The sequence below is a fragment of the Pseudomonas syringae group sp. 247E2 genome (genome assembly GCF_032587795.1).
GTDB classification, from domain to species: Bacteria; Pseudomonadota; Gammaproteobacteria; order Pseudomonadales; family Pseudomonadaceae; genus Aquipseudomonas; species Aquipseudomonas amygdali.
This window is the reverse complement of record NZ_JAWHPK010000014.1, coordinates 27,552-48,175: the sequence shown is the minus strand read 5'-3', so window position 1 is coordinate 48,175 and position 20,624 is coordinate 27,552. Positions and strand designations below refer to the sequence as shown.

General features: G+C 58.5%; 14 protein-coding genes. 9 read left to right on the top strand and 5 right to left on the bottom strand.

Annotated elements, in window-relative coordinates; genetic code table 11:
* Positions 1–74 precede the first annotated feature (74 nt).
* From RYC18_RS14325 to msrA, 5 genes are all read left to right on the top strand, one after another.
* Positions 75–1,517 (top strand): TldD/PmbA family protein, encoded by a 1,443-nt coding sequence (locus RYC18_RS14325; protein ID WP_316886317.1) that lies wholly within the window; start codon positions 75–77, stop codon positions 1,515–1,517.
* The gene (locus RYC18_RS14320; protein ID WP_004654868.1) at positions 1,517–2,842 is read left to right on the top strand and encodes a TldD/PmbA family protein; all 1,326 of its coding nucleotides are present in this window, start codon (positions 1,517–1,519) and stop codon (positions 2,840–2,842) included. Before RYC18_RS14325 ends, RYC18_RS14320 begins: the two co-directional genes overlap by 1 nt.
* 9 nt (positions 2,843–2,851) lie before the next feature.
* Positions 2,852–4,264 carry a multidrug transporter subunit MdtD gene (gene mdtD / locus RYC18_RS14315; RefSeq protein ID WP_016980685.1) on the top strand — a complete coding sequence of 471 codons (1,413 nt, stop codon included), beginning with the start codon at positions 2,852–2,854 and terminating at the stop codon, positions 4,262–4,264.
* Positions 4,265–4,514: 250 nt separating this feature from the next.
* Positions 4,515–7,208 carry an EAL domain-containing protein gene (locus tag RYC18_RS14310; RefSeq protein ID WP_316886315.1) on the top strand — a complete coding sequence of 898 codons (2,694 nt, stop codon included), beginning with the start codon at positions 4,515–4,517 and terminating at the stop codon, positions 7,206–7,208.
* Between the two features lie 147 nt (positions 7,209–7,355).
* Positions 7,356–8,003 (top strand): peptide-methionine (S)-S-oxide reductase MsrA, encoded by a 648-nt coding sequence (msrA, locus tag RYC18_RS14305; protein WP_005744100.1) that lies wholly within the window; start codon positions 7,356–7,358, stop codon positions 8,001–8,003.
* Positions 8,004–8,284: 281 nt separating this feature from the next.
* Here the strand turns inward: msrA and RYC18_RS14300 are convergent, their stop codons facing one another.
* The gene (locus RYC18_RS14300) at positions 8,285–9,121 is read right to left on the bottom strand and encodes a 23S rRNA (adenine(2030)-N(6))-methyltransferase RlmJ (RefSeq protein ID WP_005744101.1); all 837 of its coding nucleotides are present in this window, start codon (positions 9,119–9,121) and stop codon (positions 8,285–8,287) included.
* Positions 9,122–9,500: 379 nt separating this feature from the next.
* Between RYC18_RS14300 and RYC18_RS14295 the strand changes: the two genes are divergently transcribed.
* Positions 9,501–9,731, top strand: a complete 231-nt coding sequence (locus tag RYC18_RS14295) for a DUF6124 family protein (RefSeq protein WP_004654874.1) — start codon at positions 9,501–9,503, stop codon at positions 9,729–9,731.
* A 123-nt stretch (positions 9,732–9,854) separates the two neighbouring features.
* A complete protein-coding gene (locus RYC18_RS14290; protein WP_039847315.1) occupies positions 9,855–10,121 on the top strand; it encodes a hypothetical protein in 267 nt (88 codons plus the stop codon).
* 280 nt (positions 10,122–10,401) lie between these two features.
* Here the strand turns inward: RYC18_RS14290 and gbcB are convergent, their stop codons facing one another.
* The gene (gbcB, locus tag RYC18_RS14285; protein WP_004654878.1) at positions 10,402–11,502 is read right to left on the bottom strand and encodes a glycine-betaine demethylase subunit GbcB; all 1,101 of its coding nucleotides are present in this window, start codon (positions 11,500–11,502) and stop codon (positions 10,402–10,404) included.
* 309 nt (positions 11,503–11,811) lie between these two features.
* Here gbcB and gbcA point away from each other — a divergent pair, with 309 nt between their 5' ends.
* Together gbcA and RYC18_RS14275 are read left to right on the top strand one after the other, a co-directional pair.
* Positions 11,812–13,110 (top strand): glycine-betaine demethylase subunit GbcA, encoded by a 1,299-nt coding sequence (gbcA, locus tag RYC18_RS14280; protein ID WP_002555658.1) that lies wholly within the window; start codon positions 11,812–11,814, stop codon positions 13,108–13,110.
* A gap of 203 nt (positions 13,111–13,313) precedes the next feature.
* Positions 13,314–15,722, top strand: a complete 2,409-nt coding sequence (locus RYC18_RS14275; protein WP_316886314.1) for a fibronectin type III domain-containing protein — start codon at positions 13,314–13,316, stop codon at positions 15,720–15,722.
* 872 nt (positions 15,723–16,594) lie between these two features.
* Here the strand turns inward: RYC18_RS14275 and RYC18_RS14270 are convergent.
* The 3 genes from RYC18_RS14270 to dgcB are packed head-to-tail and all read right to left on the bottom strand — an operon-like array spanning position 16,595 to position 20,563.
* The gene (locus RYC18_RS14270) at positions 16,595–17,392 is read right to left on the bottom strand and encodes an electron transfer flavoprotein subunit beta (RefSeq protein WP_316886313.1); all 798 of its coding nucleotides are present in this window, start codon (positions 17,390–17,392) and stop codon (positions 16,595–16,597) included.
* A complete protein-coding gene (locus RYC18_RS14265; RefSeq protein WP_316886312.1) occupies positions 17,382–18,602 on the bottom strand; it encodes an electron transfer flavoprotein subunit alpha/FixB family protein in 1,221 nt (406 codons plus the stop codon). Before RYC18_RS14265 ends, RYC18_RS14270 begins: the two co-directional genes overlap by 11 nt.
* Entirely contained in the window at positions 18,602–20,563 is a 1,962-nt protein-coding gene (gene dgcB, locus RYC18_RS14260) for a dimethylglycine demethylation protein DgcB (RefSeq protein ID WP_316886311.1), read from the bottom strand. The genes RYC18_RS14265 and dgcB overlap by 1 nt, the downstream gene beginning before the upstream one ends.
* Between the last annotated feature and the right edge of the window lie 61 nt (positions 20,564–20,624).

Here is a 20,624-nt window from a genome sequence, read left to right as displayed (position 1 = left end):
CTCCCCCTTAACGGCAATCGGCTCAAAAGGCCGCCCGGACTTCACTGACCACCCTCAAGAAGGAGCTTGTCTGCATGTTCGATTTCTCCGCCCGGCTCACGCAGCATTTCGCTGCTCTGCAGAGTGAAGCGCAATTTTTTTCCGTACGTTACGTGCACCGCACCGGCCAACGCCTGTGCGTGCGCAAGAATGTGGCCGAGCCGCCGTCGCTGAGCAGCGACGAGGGCGCAATGCTGACCGTGCGCCTGAACGGTGTTGAAGCCTACGCCGCCACCAACGACATTTCCCTTCGGGGTTTGCAAGCCGCCTTGCAGCAGGCCGAAGCGCTGGCACGTCGCCTGGCACCGCATGCGTTGCTGAACCTGAGCGATCAAGCTGTCTCGACTGCCAAGGCTGACTATCTGTCGCCGCACATGGATCAAGCATTCCCGCCACTGAGCGACTGCATCGGCCTGCTGATGGCCGAGTCCAGCGCCGTCCCGAAAGACGAACGGCTGGTCAACTGGCAGGCCGTACTGGGGCTGGAAACGGTTGAGCAGATTTACCTGAACACCGCGGGCGCAGAGCTTCGTCAGGCGCAACGCTTCGTTTTTCCGGGCCTGAGCGTCACCGCCTACGATGGCCGTGACAGCCAGACGCGTAACCTGGGCGGCGACAACTTCGGCCAACAGGGCGGTCTTGAAGTGCTGAGCAGTTGCGGTCTGATCGGCTCTGCGGCCAACGTCGCCGACCAGGCTTTGCAGCTTATCCTCGCCCCCAACACACCGTCAGGCCCACGCGACCTGCTGCTGATGCCGGATCAGATGGTGCTGCAGATTCACGAGTCCATCGGCCATCCGCTGGAACTGGACCGGATTCTCGGCGACGAGCGTAATTACGCAGGTACCAGCTTCGTCAAGACGACCGATTTCGGCACCCTGCAATACGGCTCCAGCCTGCTGAACGTGACGTTCGACCCGGACATTCCTGAACAACTGGCCAGCTACGCGCACGACGACGATGGCACGGCCGCCAGTAAACAGTTCCTGATTCGTGACGGCCTGTTGCAACGCCCGCTCGGCGGCGCACTGTCGCAATACCGCAGCGGCCTGGACGGGGTGGCCAACAGCCGCGCCTGCGGCTGGAACCGTGCGCCCATCGATCGCATGGCCAACCTGAACATCGAACCGGGCGACCAGTCACTGGACGGGCTGATCGGTAACATCGAGCACGGCATCCTGATGTCGAGCAATCGCTCCTGGTCCATCGACGACGCGCGCAACAAGTTCCAGTTCGGCTGCGAATGGGGCCAATTGATTGAAAACGGTGAACTCAAGGGCGTTGTGAAGAACCCCAACTATCGGGCAATTTCTGCTCAGTTCTGGAAAAACCTCAGCGCAGTCGGTGACGCCAGTACCTTCAAAGTGCTGGGCACGCCCAACTGCGGCAAAGGCGAACCCAATCAGGTGATCCGTGTAGGCCATGCCTCTCCGGCGTGTGTGTTTGCCAATGTCGATGTGTTTGGAGGGGATGCCTGATGTCGCACCAACAGCAATTCGAGGCGCTGGTCGCCGTGCTCAAGGCTGCCATCAGCCCGACGGAACACTTCACCCTGGCCTACGACGCCGAAGCGTCCGACTTCATTCGTTTCAACCACGGCCAGGTTCGGCAGGCCGGGAGCGTGCAGCAGGTCATTGCGACCTTCAAACTGATCGACGACGGGCGTCATGCCAACCTGGAAGTGACCTTGTCCGGGGATCAGGAGACCGATACTCGGCGCCTTTCCAATGCCTTGCAGCAATTGCGCGAAACCTTGCCTTCGCTGGCGAAAGACCCGTATCTGTTGCCTAACACGCAGGCCTGGCAAAGCAGCAATGTGCAGGACTTACCGCTGCCGGACAGCGCGCAGGTCGTCGAGCAAATCAGCCAACTGTCAGGCGACCTCGATCTTGTGGGTTTTTACGCGGCTGGCCCGCTGTACCGGGGTTTCGCCAGTTCGTGGGGAGCGCTGGGCTGGCATCAGGCCAACAGCTTCAATTTTGACTGGAGCCTGTTTCATGAAAACGGCCAGGCGGTGAAAGCCAATTACGCAGGTCACGACTGGAACAACGAAGCGTTCGTGCAACGCTTTCAGCAGGCCCGTGAGCAGCTCGAATTTCTCGGCCGTCCACTGCACACCCTCAAGCCCGGTCAATACCGCGCCTATCTGGCTCCGGCGGCACTGGACGAAGTCATTGGCATGCTCAGCTGGGGTGGGTTTTCCGCGCAAGCGGTGGCCAGCAAGCGCAGCCCGTTGCAAAGGCTGTATGACGGCGAGACTCATTTCAGCCCGCTGATCAGCTTCGACGAGCAAGTCAGTGGCTCGCTCTCGCCAGCCTTCTCACGCGAAGGCTACCCGCGCAAGGATCTGAAGCTGATCGTCAACGGGCAGGCCCGCGAGCGACTGGTGGACTCGAGCAGCGCCGCTGAGTACGACCTGCCTGCCAACGGCGCGGATTATGGCGAAGGTCCAAGCGCACTGAGCATTGCCGGCGGCTCGCTGGAGCTGGACCAGATCCTTGAAAAGCTCGGCACAGGCCTTTACATCAGCAACCTGTGGTACCTGAACTTTTCGGATCGCGCTGCCGCACGTCTGACCGGGATGACACGTTTCGCAACATTCTGGGTCGAAGACGGCAAGATCGTCGCACCGGTCAGCACCATGCGTTTCGATGACAGCGCCTACAGCCTGTTGGGTAGCGCACTGGAGGACCTGACTCGCGAGCGGGAACTGATTCTTCAATCGAGTACCTACACTCAGCGCCAGACGGGGTCGATTCAACTGCCCGGCGCTCTGATAAGCCGAATCACCCTAACCTTGTAGCAGGAGCTTATGTCGAACTCAGCAGCGCCAATCATGGATGAAAAGACCCTGCGCTGGATGCCCTGGGTCATCGCCATTGCGTTCTTCATGCAAAGCCTGGACGGCACGATCCTCAACACTGCCCTGCCGTCCATGGCCAGCTCGCTGGCGCAAGACCCCCTGCGCATGCAGTCGGTGGTTATCGCCTACATGCTGACCATCGCACTGCTGATCCCGGCCTCGGGCTGGATTGCCGATCGTTTCGGGATCAGGCGCATCTTCTTCAGCGCCATTTTGCTGTTCAGCTTCGGCTCGCTGCTGTGCGCGCTGTCCTGGTCGCTCAATGTGCTGGTGGCGGCGCGGGTGATTCAGGGGCTGGGTGGCGCGCTGATGCTGCCCATCGGACGCCTGATCGTCTTACGTGCGTATCCGCGGTCGGAGCTGGTACGGATCATGGGCTTTATCACCGTGCCCGGTCTTTTGGGACCGTTGCTGGGGCCGACGCTTGGCGGCTGGATGGTCGAGTACCTGAGCTGGCACTGGATTTTCCTGCTCAATATTCCAGTCGGGATTATCGGCTGCTATGCCGTCAAACACTTCATCCCCGACCTTCCCGGAGGCGGTCGAACGCGTTTTGACGGCATCGGGTTTATCCTGTTTGGCGCGGCAATGGTGCTGATCACCATTGCTCTTGAGGGGCTGGGCGAGCTGAACCTGCCACATATGCGCGTGGTGCTTCTGCTGTTTGCCGGGATGGGCTGCCTGGCGGCCTACTGGCTGCGCGCCGGGCACATCGAATCGCCGTTGTTCGCCCCTTCGCTGTTTCGCACCCGAACGTTTGCGGTCGGTATTCTGGGCAATCTGTTCGCCCGTCTGGGCAGCGGAGCCTTGCCGTTCCTGATCCCGTTGCTGCTGCAAGTGGCACTGGGGTATTCGCCTTCCGAGGCGGGCATGAGCATGTTGCCGCTGGCAGCTGCAGGAATGTTCGCCAAGACGGTAGCGCGCTGGCTGATCGAGCATATGGGCTATCGCCTCATTCTGACCGGTAACACATTGCTGCTGGGCATCCTGCTGGCAAGCCTGGCACTGGTCGATGTGCAGACGCCTTATTGGGTTCTGCTGGTGCATCTGGGCCTGCTCGGTGCGGTCAACTCCTTGCAGTTCACCGCGATGAATACCGTCACCCTGATCGATCTGGACGATGCCAGCGCGGCAAGCGGCAACAGCCTGCTCTCGGTGGTGGCACAACTTTCGCTGAGCCTTGGGGTTGCAAGCGCTGCGGCCTTGTTGGGCGGTTTCAGCGAAGAAGTGGCCACCGGCGAGCTGAGCAGCGTGCTGGAGGCTTTCCAGCTGACGTTCCTGAGCGTCGGAGTTCTGGCCATGTTTGCCGCCGGGATTTTCCTGCAATTACCAGCGAAGGAGGCCAGGGTAGCGACGACTTGATTGACAACCCTTCCGGACAGGAGCAAACCTGTATGGCGAAATCCCCTTTAAAACAGGGACTTTGCCCGAAAAACGAGCAGTTTCAAGTATCCGACCAGATACATTGAAGAACCTGGGCAATCGGCCGACACTTTTATAGCACTAAGCCACTGTGGTCTCTTGTAAGCACGAGCCGCATCATGCAACCTTGCCATACGCGAAAGTGGGGTTTACGCCCGTCGCGACTAGTATTCCGGAAGCGAGTTTGTTCATGAAAAGCCAAACCGATGCTGCCGGTAGATCCGCAGCCGAGGTAGTGACGCAATTGCCAGTGCCATCGCGCCTGGGCATGCTGCGTTTCGAGCGGCTGAATGAAGCCAATTGGGCGCTATTGTTTCTCGATCCGAATTGCGAAAAGCAGTTCGGCCTGCCCGCCGTCGACCTTTGCGCCTTGATTGGATCCCCTTATGCCAGCCTCATGGAGCCGCAAGCACGCTATCAACTGCATGACGACATCCAGCAGCAACTGGCTTCTTCTCCGAATTACCTGATTCGCTACACCCTGCACAGCCCCAAGGGCGCGCTTGGCTTGCTGGAAATCGGCGAAGCCTACAAGCAGCACAATCGTCATCTGCTGCGTGGTTATTTTCTGATCGTCGATGGCCTTGTCACAGAAAGCGAGACCGCCACTGACTCCGATCTCGAAACCCGTAACCTGCGCCTGCAGATTGCCCTTGAACTCAACCAGCGCGCCCAGCGTGACCAGTTTGCCCATCTGGAACGCGTGCGTGCCCAGCAGGACCTGATCCTGCGCCTTACCCGGCATCGTTACACCACAGCCAATACCCTGCTGGAAGCGGCAAAGCTGATCACCAAAAGTGCCTGCGACATTTATGACGTCGATCATGTCAGTATCTGGAACCTCACCGACAAGCGTCTTGAGCCGATCACCGACTATCGTCGGGAAAGCGGCGACTATCAGTCGCGTACGCCGATTGATATCAGCGCCTACCCCACCTATCTCCAAGCGCTCAATACCAGCAGGGCGATTGACGCCAGCAATATCCAGACCGACCCGCGCACCCGCGAAATGGCCGAAAGCCTGAACCCTGGAGAAGACAAGGCGGTCCTCGATGCGAGTATTCGTATCGATGGCCAGGTCATTGGCGTGCTCTGCCTGGAACAGTCCGGCTCGACACGCGAGTGGCAGTCCGACGAAATCGCCTTCGCCGGGGAGCTGGCCGACCAGTTCGCTCAGGTCATCAACAACCATAACCGTCGAGCCGCGACCAATGCGCTGCACCTGTTCCAGCGTGCAGTCGAACAAAGCGCCAACGCCTTTCTGCTGGTCAACTGCAACGGCGTGGTCGAATACGTCAATCCAAGCTTCACGGCGATCACGCAATACAGTTCCGATGAGGTCTCCGGGCACAAGCTCTCGGAACTGCCTGCGCTGGAAAACCTCAACCAGTTGCTGCTGGAAGCCAACTCCAGCCTGACCAACAGCAACAGCTGGCAGGGCGAGTTCAAAAGTCGACGCAAGAACCTCGAACCCTACTGGGGCCAGCTGTCGATTTCCAAGGTGTATGGCGATAATCGCGAGCTGACGCACTACATCGGCATCTATGAAGACATCACCCAGAGCAAGCTGGCCCAGCAGCGCATCGAGCGCCTGGCGTACACCGACAACCTCACCAATCTGGGCAACCGTCCGGCCTTTATCCGCAATCTGGACGAACGCTTTGCCCGCGACACCGATACGCCGATGAGCCTGTTGTTGGTCGACATCGACAACTTCAAGCGCATCAACGACAGTCTTGGCCACCAGACCGGCGACAAACTGCTGATCAGTCTGGCGCGCCGTCTGCGTAACACCTTGAGCCCGTCCGACGTGCTGGCGCGCTTTGCCAGTAACGAATTCGCCGTTCTGCTCGACAACACGGATCAGGAAGCCGGACAGGCCACAGCCATTCAGGTACTGGCCACGCTGGACAAGCCGATGTTCGTCGATAATCAGCTGATCAGCGTTACCGGCTCGGTGGGCCTTGCTTGCGCGCCGCTGCACGGCCGTGACCCGCAGACCTTAATGAAAAACGCCGGCCTGGCACTGCATAAGGCCAAAGCCAACGGCAAGCACCAGGTTCAGGTGTTTACCGAAGCCTTGAATGCCGAGGCCAGCTACAAGCTGTTTGTGGAAAACAACCTGCGCCGCGCCCTGACCCAGAACGAGCTGGAGGTGTTCTACCAGCCCAAGCTGTGCCTGCTGACCGGTCGTCTGCTGGGCATGGAAGCGCTGCTGCGCTGGAATCATCCTGAAAAAGGCATGATCCGCCCCGATCAGTTCATCAGCGTGGCGGAAGAAACCGGCCTGATCATCCCCATCGGCAAATGGGTCGCTCGCCAGTCCTGCCGCATGAGCAAGGACCTCACCGCCGCTGGTTTCGGTAATTTGCAGGTAGCGATCAACGTGTCACCCAAGCAGTTTTCCGACCCCGAGCTGGTGTCATCGATTGCCGCTATCCTCAGAGAAGAAGAGCTGGATCCTTCGCTGCTGGAACTGGAACTGACCGAAGGCCTGCTGCTGGAAGCCACCGAAGACACGCGCCAGCAGCTGGACTCGCTGAAGAAGCTTGGCCTGTCGTTGGCCATGGATGACTTCGGCACCGGTTACTCGTCATTCAGCTACCTGAAGAAATTCCCCATTGATGTGATCAAGATCGATCGCAGCTTCATCCGCGATATTCCGGATGATGAAGACGACATGGAAATCACCTCTGCGGTCATCGCGATGGCCCACAACCTCAAGCTCAAAGTGGTCGCCGAAGGCATTGAAACCGCTGCACAGTTGACGTTCCTGCGCCGTCATCGTTGCGATGTGGGCCAGGGCTATTTGTTCGACAAGCCTATCCCCGGCGAAGAGCTGATCGAGAAACTGAAGCGCTACCCGCGTCGTCCGTCCGCCTGACAACCTTCCCTGCACCCTGCTCTCTCGGGCACACTGTCAGGCTGTTATTACACGGCAGCACTTGTTTGTGCGTGTAACGGGACCTATGTAACTCTGCTCATCTGTCCTGGCCCCTGCTGCCTGTCTCTAAACGAGAGGATATGGTTCATGACTCTGCGCTCGGAAATTCTAGTGAACAAAAACGTACTGCCCACCGCCGAACAAGCACTGCCGGGTCGTGAAACGCCTATGGCGCTTCCGGAAACTCATTTCGTCAACGGCAACCCGCTGCTGGGACCGTTTTCGAGCAATGTGGAATTCGCCATCTTCGGCCTGGGTTGCTTCTGGGGCGCAGAACGCCGCCTGTGGCAACAGGAAGGTGTGGTGAGCACCGTCGTGGGGTATGCGGGCGGATTTACCCCGAACCCGACTTACGAAGAAGTCTGCTCCGGTCTGACTGGCCACACTGAAGTGGTGCTGGTTGTCTACGAGCCCGAGAAAATCAGCTACAAGTCGTTGCTCAAGGTGTTCTGGGAAGCGCACAACCCGACCCAGGGTATGCGTCAGGGTAACGACATCGGTACTCAGTACCGCTCGGTGATCTACTGCACCACTCCCGAACAGCTCGACGCCGCCAAGGCCAGCGCTGCAGAATTCCAGGCGGAACTGAGCAAGGCCGGGCTAGGCGCAATTACCACTGAAATCGAAGAAGCCCCGACGGTCTACTTTGCCGAGGCCTACCACCAGCAATATCTGGCCAAGAACCCACAGGGCTACTGCGGGCTGGGCGGCACGGGTGTGTGCATGCCGGCTTGAGACACGCCCCTGCCGGGGCGTCAGGAACCGGGCTTCTGCCCGGAGGGCGTAGGAGCGGACTTGTCCGCGATGGGCTGCGAAGCGGCCCCAAAACCGGCCAACTCGGCTGTATCTGATGCACCGAGGCAAGCGGTTTTGCTGCCGGTTCCCGGCAGATCGCGAACCAGCGAAGCGTTGCACGGTACGCACCTATATGCCCTACACAGCCTTCTGGGCTTGCCAGGATCTGTGTACAACGCTGAGTGCTCCGCATGGGCACGCAGTGATGGATGCAGGCAAGCCTACTCCGCAATCAACCAGTCCATCTTCCAGCCGCCCTGGGTCTGGCCCAGTTTCTGGGCGAGGTACGGCATCAGCTCACGCAGCTCTTCTTCCAGGCCCCACGGCGGGTTGGCGATGGCCAAGCCTGAACCGTTGAGGCTGGCCGGGGTGTCCAGCGGGTGGACGAACAGCTCGACGCGCAGCAATTTGGGTGCGCCAGTCTCGGCCAGGTCCTGATAAAAACGCCGCAGCAGGCGCGGGTCCTTGATCGGGTACCAGATCGCCGCCACCGTCTGACGCATGCGCCCGATGGTTTCCTTGAGCGCTACAGCGCAACGTTTCATTTCATCGAGCTGCTCAAACGGCGGGTCGATGAGCATCACGGCACGCTTTTCAGCCACCGGCAGCAAGGCGCGTGGCACATGCCAGCCTTCCCCCAGATGCACTGCCACGCGGCGATCGCCCTTCATGTTTTCCTTGAGCAGACGCCCATCTTCGGGGTGCTTCTCGTTGAGCAGCACACGCTCGCGCTCGCGAGTCAGGCGGCGGGCCAGCTCCGGCGAGCCGGGGTAGTAGCGCAGCTCGCCGTCGGGGTTCATGTCGTGCAGCACTTGCAAGTAATCGGAGGCCAGCGCGGGCAAATCCGGTGCATCCCAAAGACGGCCGATGCCTTCCAGCCATTCTCCGGTGCGGGTGGCCTGATCGCCCTTGAGGTCGTATAACCCCAACCCCGCGTGGGTGTCGAGATAGGCGAACGGCTGCTCCTTGCGCGCCATGAGGGCGATCAAGCGAGTCAGAGTCAAGTGTTTGAACACGTCGGCGTGGTTGCCGGCATGGTAGGCGTGACGGTAATTCATGGCAGCTCCTGGCAAGCTGCGCAGTTTAGCAAACCTGAGCAATGAACAAGAATTTGTAACGAATTTGCGGGACTCGTCTCTTTCGTTTGAAGGAAATTTCCGAGAAACTCCCGCCCCCTTGTGCCTGCCGATTTCGATCACTACTCTGCGCCCGTCGCTGCATATTCAGCGATGAGGATTAGTAGCCCTCGTTAATCCAGGCGCATTGCGCCACCTTGTGCAGGTGCCCTTTCACGGCCTGCATTTTTTATGGTGGTCGTGCGTGGGGCATCTTCGGATGCACCGGGGTTCCTGGACCGGGCTACTACCTGCGCATGATCACCACCCTCGCTTAGTAGCCGACGGTGATGGTCTTCTAAAACTCCAGGAGATACATCACATGCTAAAAATCGTCCCCGACCCACCCCTCTTCAACGCCCGCCCCAAAGTCAGCCATGAAGATGCGCTGATGTATGCCAGCGACCTGCTGCGCTGTGCTGCAACCAGCGCTTACGAATTCAGCGACAGCATGACCGGCGCGCAAAGAGACATGACGCTCACGATCATGCACTTGGTGGAAATGGCAAAGGTCATGGTCGACAACACAATAGAAAACCTGCAAATCGAATAAGCGCGACCTGAACTGAAAACGACGTACCTGTAGTCAATCCTGCCATGCGCGACGCACAGGACTTGCCCTTGGCAGTCTGCCCTACCAGAATCGGAAAAAAGCCCGATCAAAGGAACAGAAGCCATGATGCACGCAGATTTGATTGACCAGGAAGACCTGCTCGGCCAACTCAGAGCCCTGGGCTTCGAAGCACCCGGCGGCGCAACCGCTGAACAAGCCTGCGCGCAAGCCGTTTGCGGCCTGAACGCCGAACGCGCTACAGCCCTGCGACGTCTGGTAGAGCAACTCCTGACCGGCAGTGCCACCCTCCTCCCCGCCGTCCGCCAGGCCATCGACCAGCAACTGCTGCCAGCGCTGGCGGCTTATAAGCAGAGTCACAGTGGAAGGTAACCGATAGATACCCGAAAGAATGCCCATCGTACCCACGCTGGAGCGTGCGGAAGGATGACACCAACTATCGTGCGACGCTCCGCGTCGCATGCCGTTCTGGACGCTCCGCGTCCGGTCTTGAACCTGCGGTGCGGCATAGATTTGTGACGCAGAGCGTCACCCACGGCATTCCCACGCTGGAGCGTGAGGAACGATAGTCGTCAGAGAGATCACTATCGTGCCCATGCTCCGCGTGGGTATGCCGTTCCGGACGCTCCGCGTCACACAGTTTCAGGCGTGCTCAATACTCAATCCGCACATCCCCCTTCGGTACGCTGCAGCAGGACAGAATGTAGCCCTCTGCAACATCCTCGTCGGTGATGCCGCCGTTGTGCTCCATTTCCACTTCGCCGCTCAGCTTCATAACCTTGCAGGTGCCGCAAATGCCCATACCACAGGCTTTGGGGATCATCAGGCCGAGTTTGGCGGCAGCGGCGTGAACAGTTTCGCCCGGGGCCACGCGAATGCTCTTGCCGGTGTCGGTGAATTCCACCTGATGCAGGTCGGCGGCGTCGACATCCGGCGTGTCGGCTGCGATTTCGGCCTGCTCGACTGCATCGGCCCGCGCTTCAGGCGGTGTCGCGCCGAACGACTCCTCATGGTATTGCGCCATGTTGAAGCCGTTTTCCAGTAGAAGACGCTTGACCGCCGCCATGTACGGCGTCGGCCCGCAGCAGAACACCTCGCGGTCCATGAAGTCCGGGGCCATCAGTTCAAGCATTTTCTGGTTCAGGTAGCCGCGATAACCGGCCCACGGCTCACCCAGCCCATGCTTTTCGCAGACAAGATGCAGGCTGAAGTTATCGATCCGCGAGGCCATGTGTTCCAGCTCGCGGTGATAGATGATGTCCTTGGGCGAGCGGGCGCTGTGCACAAACACCATGTCGACATTGGCGTTGGTGTCATAGAACCAACGCGCCATGGACATCACCGGCGTGATGCCGACGCCACCGCTAAGGTAGAGAATCTTCGGGTTGGGGAAATCGATGGCATTGAACAGCCCGACCGGCCCGTGCACGGCCAATTCCTGACCCTCACTGAGTGTGTCGTGCAGGTAGTTGGAGACCTTGCCGCCCGGTACGCGTTTGACGGTGATCGAAAAGCTGTAGGGCACCGACGGTGAGCTGGAGATGGTGTAAGAGCGCATGATCGGCAGACCATCGATCTCCAGCTCCAGGGTCACGAACTGGCCCGGCTTGAAGAAGAACATGATCGGCTGGTCGGCCATGAAGCAGAAAGTGCGCACATCCCAGGTTTCCTGGATGACTTTGACGACACGTACCAGGTGGCGACCGTTGGCCCATGTCTGGGTCGTGACCGGGCTCAGGAAACTTTGCGACATACTCGATCTCCACGGCCGACTGTCGGCCTCTCATGCTGCGGATTCTGCGTAACGCGCGAGGCGGCCATTTACCTATCAACGACATTCACGTACTTACCGCGACCAGCCCCGTGCAACAAGGCCTGTCGCGTCGGGAACGGATGCGGCCATGTCGCCCATGGATAAGGTTCGCTGCGCGCCCGGCTCCACACTCGCCACCAAGGGTCATAAGCATGGTCGACTGATCTATCGTCATGCGTGAAACGCGATCACACCCGTATCAGCCACATTCGCAGGCCGCCCATGCCGCGGTCATGAGGGATTTAATCGATGGACGTCACCGCAACCTTGAGCCTGGGCGATCCGCTGGAACCTGCACGCAAGGCCACTGCCGAGATGCTGCAGAATCGCGAGCGCACCTACTCGCTGCCGCAGCCTTTTTACAGTGATGACCGACTGTTTGAAATCGACATGCAGGAAATCTTTCACAAGGAGTGGCTGATTGCCGGGATGACGTGCGAGATCCCGACCAAGGGCAATTACCTGACGCTGCAGATCGGCAAGAACCCGATCCTGGTGGTGCGCGGCCCGGACGGTGCAGTCAACGCGTTCCACAACGTATGCCGCCATCGCGGCTCGCGCCTGTGCACCGCCGAGAAAGGCAAGGTCGCCAAACTGGTTTGCCACTATCACCAGTGGACCTATGAGCTGGACGGTCGTCTGCTGTATGCGGGCACTGAAATGGGCGACGACTTCGACATGAAGCAGTTCGGCCTCAAGCCGGTGCACGTCAAGACCGCAGGTGGCTACATTTTCATCAGCCTGGCGGAAAACCCGCCTGCCATCGACGAGTTCCTGTCGACGCTGCGGCACTACATGGAACCCTATGATATGGAGAACACCAAGGTGGCGGTGCAAACCACCTTGATGGAAAAGGCCAACTGGAAGCTTGTACTGGAGAACAACCGCGAGTGCTATCACTGCGGTGGCTCGCACCCTGAGCTGCTCAAAACCCTGCTGGAATGGGACGATGTCACAGACCCGCGCGCCGATCAGGCCTTCAAGGATCACGTGGCCGCGTCTGCTGCTGCGTGGGACGCCGAGAAAATCCCCTACGCCCACGCCAGTTTCGGCCTGCGTAACCGTATCGTGCGCATGCCGCTGCTCAAAGGCACGGTGTCGATGACCCTGGACGGCAAGGTCGGCTGCAAAAAACTGATGGGCCGCATCCAGAACCCGGACCTGGGCTCGATGCGTATTCTGCATTTGCCGCACTCCTGGAACCACTGCATGGGCGATCACATCATCGTATTCACGGTGTGGCCGATCAGTGCGCAGGAAACCATGGTTACGACCAAATGGATTGTCCACAAGGATGCAGTCGAGGGTGTGGACTACGACGTGGAACGCATGCGCCAGGTCTGGGATGCCACCAATGATCAGGACCGCCGTCTTGCCGAAGAAAACCAGCGTGGCATTAACTCTACCGCCTATCAACCCGGGCCTTATTCGAAAACCTATGAGTTCGGCGTGGTCAACTTCGTCGACTGGTACAGCTCGCGCATGCTGGAAAACCTCGGGGCAGAGCCTGCACCCTATCTGAAGGGCGTGGCGGTGAATCACGAGTAGAGGGCACACCTGCCCTTGGCAATACTGAGTACGGCTCACTCTCCAGCGAGGTGAGCCTGCTCAAACGATCGTCGACTGACGAATTTCCCGTTTCCCCCGCACAACAACTCCTCCGCCGATACCGTCATTTCTGACAGTTACCTGAAAACCCCTCTCGTGATCAACTCTCGTTGAAGTCAATCCAACGGAAGGAGACACGGACTATGCTCAACCCAAAAATCATTAATCAATATAAAAACAAAACAACCGATGCCGCCTCGGCCATGCCGGATATAAGGGGCAAAAATATTCTCATGGGGTTCTGGCATAACTGGCCTTCCGAACCCGGTCAAGGTTACCAGCAAGGCCTCTTCAAAGAGATGGCGCTGACCGACATACCCGAAGCGTATAACGTTGTGGCAGTGGCCTTTATGAAAGGTGCCGGCATTCCCACCTTCAAACCTTATAACCTGAGTGATGATGCGTTTCGCGCTCAGGTGGCAGCACTCAATGCACAAGGCCGTGCAGTGCTGATTTCTCTTGGCGGGGCTGACGCGCATATTGAGTTGCATGCCGGTCAGGAAGATGCACTGGCCTATGAAATTATTCGTCTGGTTGAAACCTATGGCTTTGACGGCCTGGATATCGACCTTGAACAAGCTGCTATTACCTTTGCCGATAACCAGACCGTATTACCCGCTGCGTTGAGGATGGTGCGCGAGTATTACGAGACAGAAGGTAAGCACTTCATCATCAGCATGGCCCCGGAATTTCCTTACCTTAGAGTCAGCAAAAAACTGCCTTTATTGAAAGAAATCACTGCGTACTTTCCGTTTCTAAAAGACGTCGTGACGTTCCTGGAATCGTTGAGAAGCGGCGGCGCTTACCTGGCCTACATCAACGCTCTGGAAGACATCTATGACTTTATCGCGCCACAGTATTATAACCAGGGCGGCGATGGCATATGGGTCGATGAGCTGAACCTGTGGGTCACTCAAAACAACGACGCCCATAAGAAAGAGTTTATTTACTACCTGACCGACAGCTTGATCCACGGTACGCGTGGCTTCACTAAAATTCCGGCCGACAGGCTGGCCATTGGTCTACCGACCAACAATGACGCCGCCGCCACCGGTTACGTGGTTGATCCGCAGGACGTCAAGGATGCACTGCAAGAGCTGGAAGACGCCGGCAATCCGATTCGCGGGCTGATGACCTGGTCAGTCAACTGGGATGCCGGCAAGAACAAAAGCGGCGAGGAGTACAACTGGGAGTTCGTGAACCGCTACGGTTATCTCACCGGAGGCGAAACACCTGTACCGGAAAAACCATCAGTACCTGCTGATCTCAGATCAACCGAAAAAACTGCAACGTCGGTGAAACTGAACTGGTCGCTCTCGGAAGGCCCGCAACCGGTCTTGCAATATGAATTGCGTCGTAACGGTACGGACTCCTTTCTTGTAGACAACCCTGTTTATAACAATACCGGCCTTCAGCCCGGTACTGCTTACAGTTACCAAGTGCGTGCAATTGATGTCACGGGCAACACATCCGAATTCTCGGCCGCGCTCACCGTGCGTACACAGAGTGAAGGCGGAGGCGATGCAAAACCGACGACACCTGTATTGAGCCTCGTGGACGTCACCGAGAGCAGTGTGTCACTGACCTGGACACCGTCCACCAGCGATAGCCAAATCGTCAGGTATCAAATTGGCCGCAATGGCTGGCCTTTTCAAACGATCGCGAGCGTAACGACCGCGTATACCGATAGCGACGTTACTGCCGATACTCAATATGAATACTACGTCGTTGCACAAGATACCGAACTTCAGTGGTCAGAGGTCAGTAATGTATTAAAGGTCAAGACCGCTGGCGAAACACCTGTGCCCGGCAACCCGTCACTGCCTCTCGACTTCAAATCCACCGAACAGACCACAACGTCGGTAACGCTCGACTGGAGCAAGGCGAAAGTTGCTCACGTCCAATATGACCTCTTCAGGGATAATGTTTTTTTACAGCGCGTTGGAAGCGCACCCTTTACTGACACAAGTGTTTTGCACAGCCGTCTTTATGGTTATCAGATCCAGGCGATTGACAGCGTGGGAAACAGCTCTGAGCGCTCTGAAACGCTCTTGGTCACTACAAAGTCCGAGCCCTCTGACGATCGCCCTACGCCACCAGGCAACTTACGCCAGACCGCTGCAACAATGACCAGTGTTTCATTAGAGTGGGACGCGTCTTTCAGTGCACTGGGTGTCGCGTCCTACCGCCTCATAACCTTTGGCGGGGAGACAGTGAGTCTCGACGCCACAACACTCAAGTACACTGTGGAAGGACTAACAGCGGCTAAAACGTATCAGTGTCTTGTCGGCGCGCTCGATACAGAGAAAAACCTGTCTGGCCCAAGCAATGTTGTACAAGCTTCGACCAGCGCAGCGATTCCTGAGTGGAAAACAGCTCAATCCTATTTGGAGGGGGATAAAGTGACGTATGGCGGCGACACCTATATCTGTCTTAATCCTCACACCTCACAAATAGACTGGAAGCCAGGTAGTGCACCAACGTTGTGGGCGCTTTGGGTGGAGCAAGCAGGCGGCAAACTTTATCCCGGTTTGCCGAAAAAATGGCAGTAATCCTCGTGGCGTCAGGTACCTGCTGCCATAGCCGATGAGACGGGCTTGAAAATATAGCGACGAAATGACTTATCCACACAGCCTTCAAAGCGTTCATGTGGGTGAGTCGTTGCGCTGACGCAAGAATGTACTGGATAACAATCACTTATCCAGATCACCTTGCAAACATTGCACCTGTACATTTTTTGCTCAAAACCTTGTAGCCCACAGTTTCACTGGGTTACAGAGGAGCGCGAACACCTTATCCACAGAAGCGCCAACAGACTTTGGGTACAACTTCGTCCGAATCACCCGGCCTGCTGTGGACAACGTATAAAATGGCTGAAAAACCACCCGAATGAACCAACGCTGCACGCAAAACCCTGCTTTGATCATTTTTCGTACAAAACCTCCAAAGCCTTTATTTACAAGGCTTGCAGGTAATCACAAACAACTTGTCCACAAGCACGCGCACAGAGATTGTGGGCAAACCCAGTGGCTGGCAGATGGCAGTGCGCATTTATCCACAAAAAAATGCAATAAAAATAAAGAGTTAGATTGATCGTTTTTTGAACACCACTCCGAAAGTCACGTTCTAAAAGCCCTTCAGACGTCCACCAACACATTATCCACAGGCACACGCACAGGGATTGTGCGTAAGTCTTCCCGAAAAGAATATTGGTCAAGGCCGTACAGGCGTGACGTTCAAACGAGCCATCTTGCTACCCCATCACCATTTCGAGTTTCAACCGCAGTTACGAAAACGCGGATGTAAAAGTCGAGGTCAGTAATAGCGGTGGTCTGGACGGGAGTATTTCCTATGCCTGCTTCCGGCCTCTCTCCGAGCAGAAAGGCAAACCGCCCATCAAAGAGGGCAGCACAAGACCATAGCCTTACTTTACGACGCCCTCATCGATCAACAGCTTCAGAATCGCGGCTGCGCCCTCTTCCGGGCGCAGCCCCTTCAGCACTTGGCCTGCGCCGCCGCTGGCCTTGGCGGTGGCGGCTTTCATGCGGTCAGCGCCGCTCTTGGCCTTGATGACCTTCAAGCGTTTGGGCCGCGGTCTGGCTGGCTGCAGCGCTTGGTCGGTCAATAACTCATCGGCAACGACCTGAACCATTTCGGTGTCCAGCGTGCCACGCTGTGCAGGCCCGAACGCGCTCTGCCGAGGTTTGGGAGCCGCGTTATCCACAGTGGCCAGAAACGGCAGGCGGACCTTCAGCCGACGACGCTGGCCGCGAGGCAGAGCCTGCAACACCACTGCGGTACCGTTGTTCAGCGACTGGACTTCAGCCAGACCGGTCACCAGTGACCAGCCCAGCCTTTCAGCCAACAAAAAAGGCAGCATGCCCGACCCTTCACCGGTTTCAGCCTGACTGCCGGCCAGCACCACCTGTGCGGCAGAATCGCGGAGGTAGTCAGTCAACGCGACCAGCGCATCGGCGCCCTCGGGTTGCTCCAGCACATGTAGCTCGTTGAGCCCCATGCCAAGGTAAGCGCGCAGCGCCGGTTCTTCGGCATTGCCGGCGTGCAGTACCTGCAAGTTATCCCCAGCCAGCTGCAAGCCAAGCTCGACGGCCCGCGCATCCTGTTCGGCGCGGCGCGCACGACCTGATGTCGGGTGCGCTCCGATGGACACCAGACTGATGATCTGTACCGCATGCTTATCCACAGACACTTCAGGCTGCATCGCGCTTACCTCCGCTGCGCCAGGCTTGCACTGCGGCTATCAACGCCGTGAGCACTTCGGCGCTCTCGCCGATGACCGATAGATCAGCGCGTTTGACCATGTCGCACCCCGCATCAAGATTGATCGCAATAACCTTGTCACAGGCGCCGATGCCCTGCAGATGCTGGATGGCCCCGGAAATACCGACGGCGACATACACCCTTGCGGTCACCCAGGTGCCACTCGCGCCTACCTGCCGCTCGCGGCCCATGAAACCATCGTCCACCGCCACCCGCGACGCCCCTTCGGTGGCCCCGAGTGCCGAAGCGGCCTGATGAAACAGGTCCCAGTCTTTGACACCATTGCCGCCAGACAGAATGAATTCGGCTTCAGCCATGGGGATAACGCCGGGATCGACGGCAACTGCTCCCAGGTCTTCGATACGCGGCAGGCTGCGCGCTACGCCTGTGGACAACTCGACCAGCACTACCTCGTGGCGGGTTTCGCTCACCGGTTCGGCACACTCTACGGCGGCCAGAATCAGACGGGCCAAAGGCCGAACCAGGTCTTCGCGCCCGGCTCCTGCCCGACTTATGCACAGCTGGTCCTTGACCTGCCAGACCCGCGTTGCAGGTCGCTCGCCGATGCTGGCGGCAAAACGTCTTCCCAGTTCGCCACCGCCGGTGCGGCTGTCCGGCAGCAGCCAGTGGCGCGGGTTGAACTGGTTATCCACAGCTCGCAATCCTTGCACGCGCTGTTCCGGTGAATAACCGTCGAACCCGGCACCGTCGATAATCAATAACCGATCCACGCCAGCAACGTCGAAAGCAGTTTCCTTGTGTTCGCCGAACACCACTGCCAGCACGGCACCTTCAGCTCCGGCAAACTGACGCGCCAGCCCCAGTAGATCGCGATCGTGGCTGCTCAGGCGGCCGCCGACCATATCGGGCACCACTGTGATATAGAACGCTGGCTCGACGATGGTATGCAGTGGCAACTGCACGTCGGCAGCGGCCGAACGCTTGACCGCGCCACCCTGCTGAGCGCCGCTGCGGTCGATGCGCTTTATACCGTTGGGACCGATAAAACCCAGGCCATGCACGTTCTTGCGCAGCAAACCGTTTGGTCCCATCCAGCTGTTCAGCGCCGGCTGCATGGCGGCATGCAGTGGGTGCAGTCGATTGCGGGCAATCCACTCGGCACGAGGGTCGCGGCGGATAATGTCGCTCATCAGTGCACCTCCGCGGGTTCACGTTTGCTGGCAACAGACGAGCTGGGGATAACTTCTTCAATCAGCGCATCGGCCACCAGCTCGGCGATATCCTTGATCAGCGGGCGTGGTTCAACCACGCCTTCAAGCATGGCCGTGCACTGTGGACAACCGACTGCTACCACCTCGGCAGCGGTTTCACGAATGTCGTCCATGCGCATGTCGGGAATTCGCTGTTTGCCGGGGATATCGGTGATCGGCGCGCCGCCACCACCGCCACAGCAGCGGGAACGAAAGCCCGAGCGCTGCATTTCCCTGATTTCTATACCCAGCGCACGCAGCACGTCACGAGGGGCCTCGTACTCGCCGTTATAACGGCCCAGGTAACACGGGTCGTGATAGGTCACGCTGGCACCTTTGTGCTGGCCCAGACTCAATGCGCCATTGCGCACCAGTTCAGCCATGAAGGTGCTGTGGTGCTGCACCTGATAGTCGCCACCAAAAGCGCCATATTCGTTTTTCAGCACATGAAAACTGTGCGGGTCGCAGGTCACGATACGCTTGAAGCTGTAATTGGCCAGGGTCTGAATGTTTCGTCGGGCAAGTACCTGAAAGGTTGCCTCATCGCCCAGACGCCGTGCCACGTCACCGCTGTCGCGCTCTTCGAGGCCCAGCACGGCGAAATCGATCCTGGCCGCTTTAAGCACTTTGACGAAGGCGCGCAGCGTGCGCTGATTGCGCATGTCGAACGCGCCGTCCCCCACCCAGAACAGCACGTCCACGCTCTTTCTCTCGCTGAGCAGACTCAGGTTCAGATCCGCTGCCCAGTTCATCCGACCACCCGGTGCAAAACCGCCGGGGTTATCGGTGGCGATCAGGTTGTCCAGCACCTCGGCACCCTTGTTTGGCGTCGCGCCCTTTTCGAGGGTCAGGTGACGGCGCATGTCGACGATGGCATCGACGTGCTCGATCATCATCGGGCACTCTTCTACGCAGGCCCGGCACGTGGTGCAGGACCACAGCGTTTCGGCGTCCACCAGCCCGTTGACGATGGGCTGATGCGGATTGCCGCCATGCTCGCCCAGCGGCTTGCCTTTGCCATCCAGCGACGGATATGGACTGCCCGCAAATTTTGCGTCGGTGCCACCGGCAAGGCCGACCACCATGTCCTGAATCAACTTTTTCGGGTTGAGTGGCTGGCCTGCCGCAAACGCCGGGCAGGCCGCTTCGCACTTGCCGCACTGCACGCAGGCGTCGAAGCCCAGCAGTTGATTCCAGGTGAAATCCTGCGGTTTCTCCACACCCAGCGGTGCGGTTCGATCGTTCAGGTCCAAAGGTTTCAGGCCCGTGGAGCGACCACTAGCAAAGCGCTCGGCACGCCGATGCCAGGCCAAGTGCAGAGCCCCGGCGAAAGCATGCTTCATCGGCCCGCCCCAGGTCATGCCGAAGAACAGCTCGCTAACGCCCCACAACACGCCCAACCCGAGGATAACGACCAGCACCCAGCCACCAAAATGCTCGGGAAGAATGCCCGCCACCGGCAGCGTGACCAGAAAGAAGCTCGCTGAAAACGCCATGAGGCTTTTCGGCAGACGCATCCACGGCCCTTTCGACAAACGCGCGGGCGGATTGAGACGACGCTTATAGACAAATACCGCGCCGACAAACATCACCGCCGTCATTAGCAATAGCGCGTAGCCAAGAACGCGGTTATGCAGGCCGAAGCCGTGCACCAGAATCGCCAGCACGATTGAGGCAACCGCCCCGCCTGCAGTGGCAACATGGGTGTTGGCGATGTATTTATCGCGTGCGACTACGTGGTGCAGGTCAACCATGTAGCGCTTGGGCATGGCCAGCAGCCCGCCGAGCAAGTCGACTTTCGAGGGCCGTCCGTTGCGCCACATGCTCACCCGCCGCCACGCACCCAGCGCCGCAAGGGCCAGGGCGCTGAACAGCAGGATGGGAAGAAGGGTGTCTAGCATCACGTTGCCCTCAAGATGCAAGCTTTAAGCTGGAAGCCTCAAGCTGCAAGCTTCAAGAAAA

Bases quoted from the DNA above. Each gene is read 5' to 3' on its own strand.
- RYC18_RS14275 (WP_316886314.1), top strand. From the start codon at position 13,314: ATGCTCAACCCAAAAATCATTAATCAATATAAAAACAAAACAACCGAT.
- RYC18_RS14325 (WP_316886317.1), top strand. From the start codon at position 75: ATGTTCGATTTCTCCGCCCGGCTCACGCAGCATTTCGCTGCTCTGCAG.
- RYC18_RS14300 (WP_005744101.1), bottom strand. From the start codon at position 9,121: ATGAATTACCGTCACGCCTACCATGCCGGCAACCACGCCGACGTGTTC.
- gbcA (WP_002555658.1), top strand. From the start codon at position 11,812: ATGGACGTCACCGCAACCTTGAGCCTGGGCGATCCGCTGGAACCTGCA.
- RYC18_RS14310 (WP_316886315.1), top strand. From the start codon at position 4,515: ATGAAAAGCCAAACCGATGCTGCCGGTAGATCCGCAGCCGAGGTAGTG.
- RYC18_RS14270 (WP_316886313.1), bottom strand. From the start codon at position 17,392: ATGCAGCCTGAAGTGTCTGTGGATAAGCATGCGGTACAGATCATCAGT.
- RYC18_RS14320 (WP_004654868.1), top strand. From the start codon at position 1,517: ATGTCGCACCAACAGCAATTCGAGGCGCTGGTCGCCGTGCTCAAGGCT.
- RYC18_RS14295 (WP_004654874.1), top strand. From the start codon at position 9,501: ATGCTAAAAATCGTCCCCGACCCACCCCTCTTCAACGCCCGCCCCAAA.
- mdtD (WP_016980685.1), top strand. From the start codon at position 2,852: ATGTCGAACTCAGCAGCGCCAATCATGGATGAAAAGACCCTGCGCTGG.
- dgcB (WP_316886311.1), bottom strand. From the start codon at position 20,563: ATGCTAGACACCCTTCTTCCCATCCTGCTGTTCAGCGCCCTGGCCCTT.
- RYC18_RS14290 (WP_039847315.1), top strand. From the start codon at position 9,855: ATGATGCACGCAGATTTGATTGACCAGGAAGACCTGCTCGGCCAACTC.
- RYC18_RS14265 (WP_316886312.1), bottom strand. From the start codon at position 18,602: ATGAGCGACATTATCCGCCGCGACCCTCGTGCCGAGTGGATTGCCCGC.
- msrA (WP_005744100.1), top strand. From the start codon at position 7,356: ATGACTCTGCGCTCGGAAATTCTAGTGAACAAAAACGTACTGCCCACC.
- gbcB (WP_004654878.1), bottom strand. From the start codon at position 11,502: ATGTCGCAAAGTTTCCTGAGCCCGGTCACGACCCAGACATGGGCCAAC.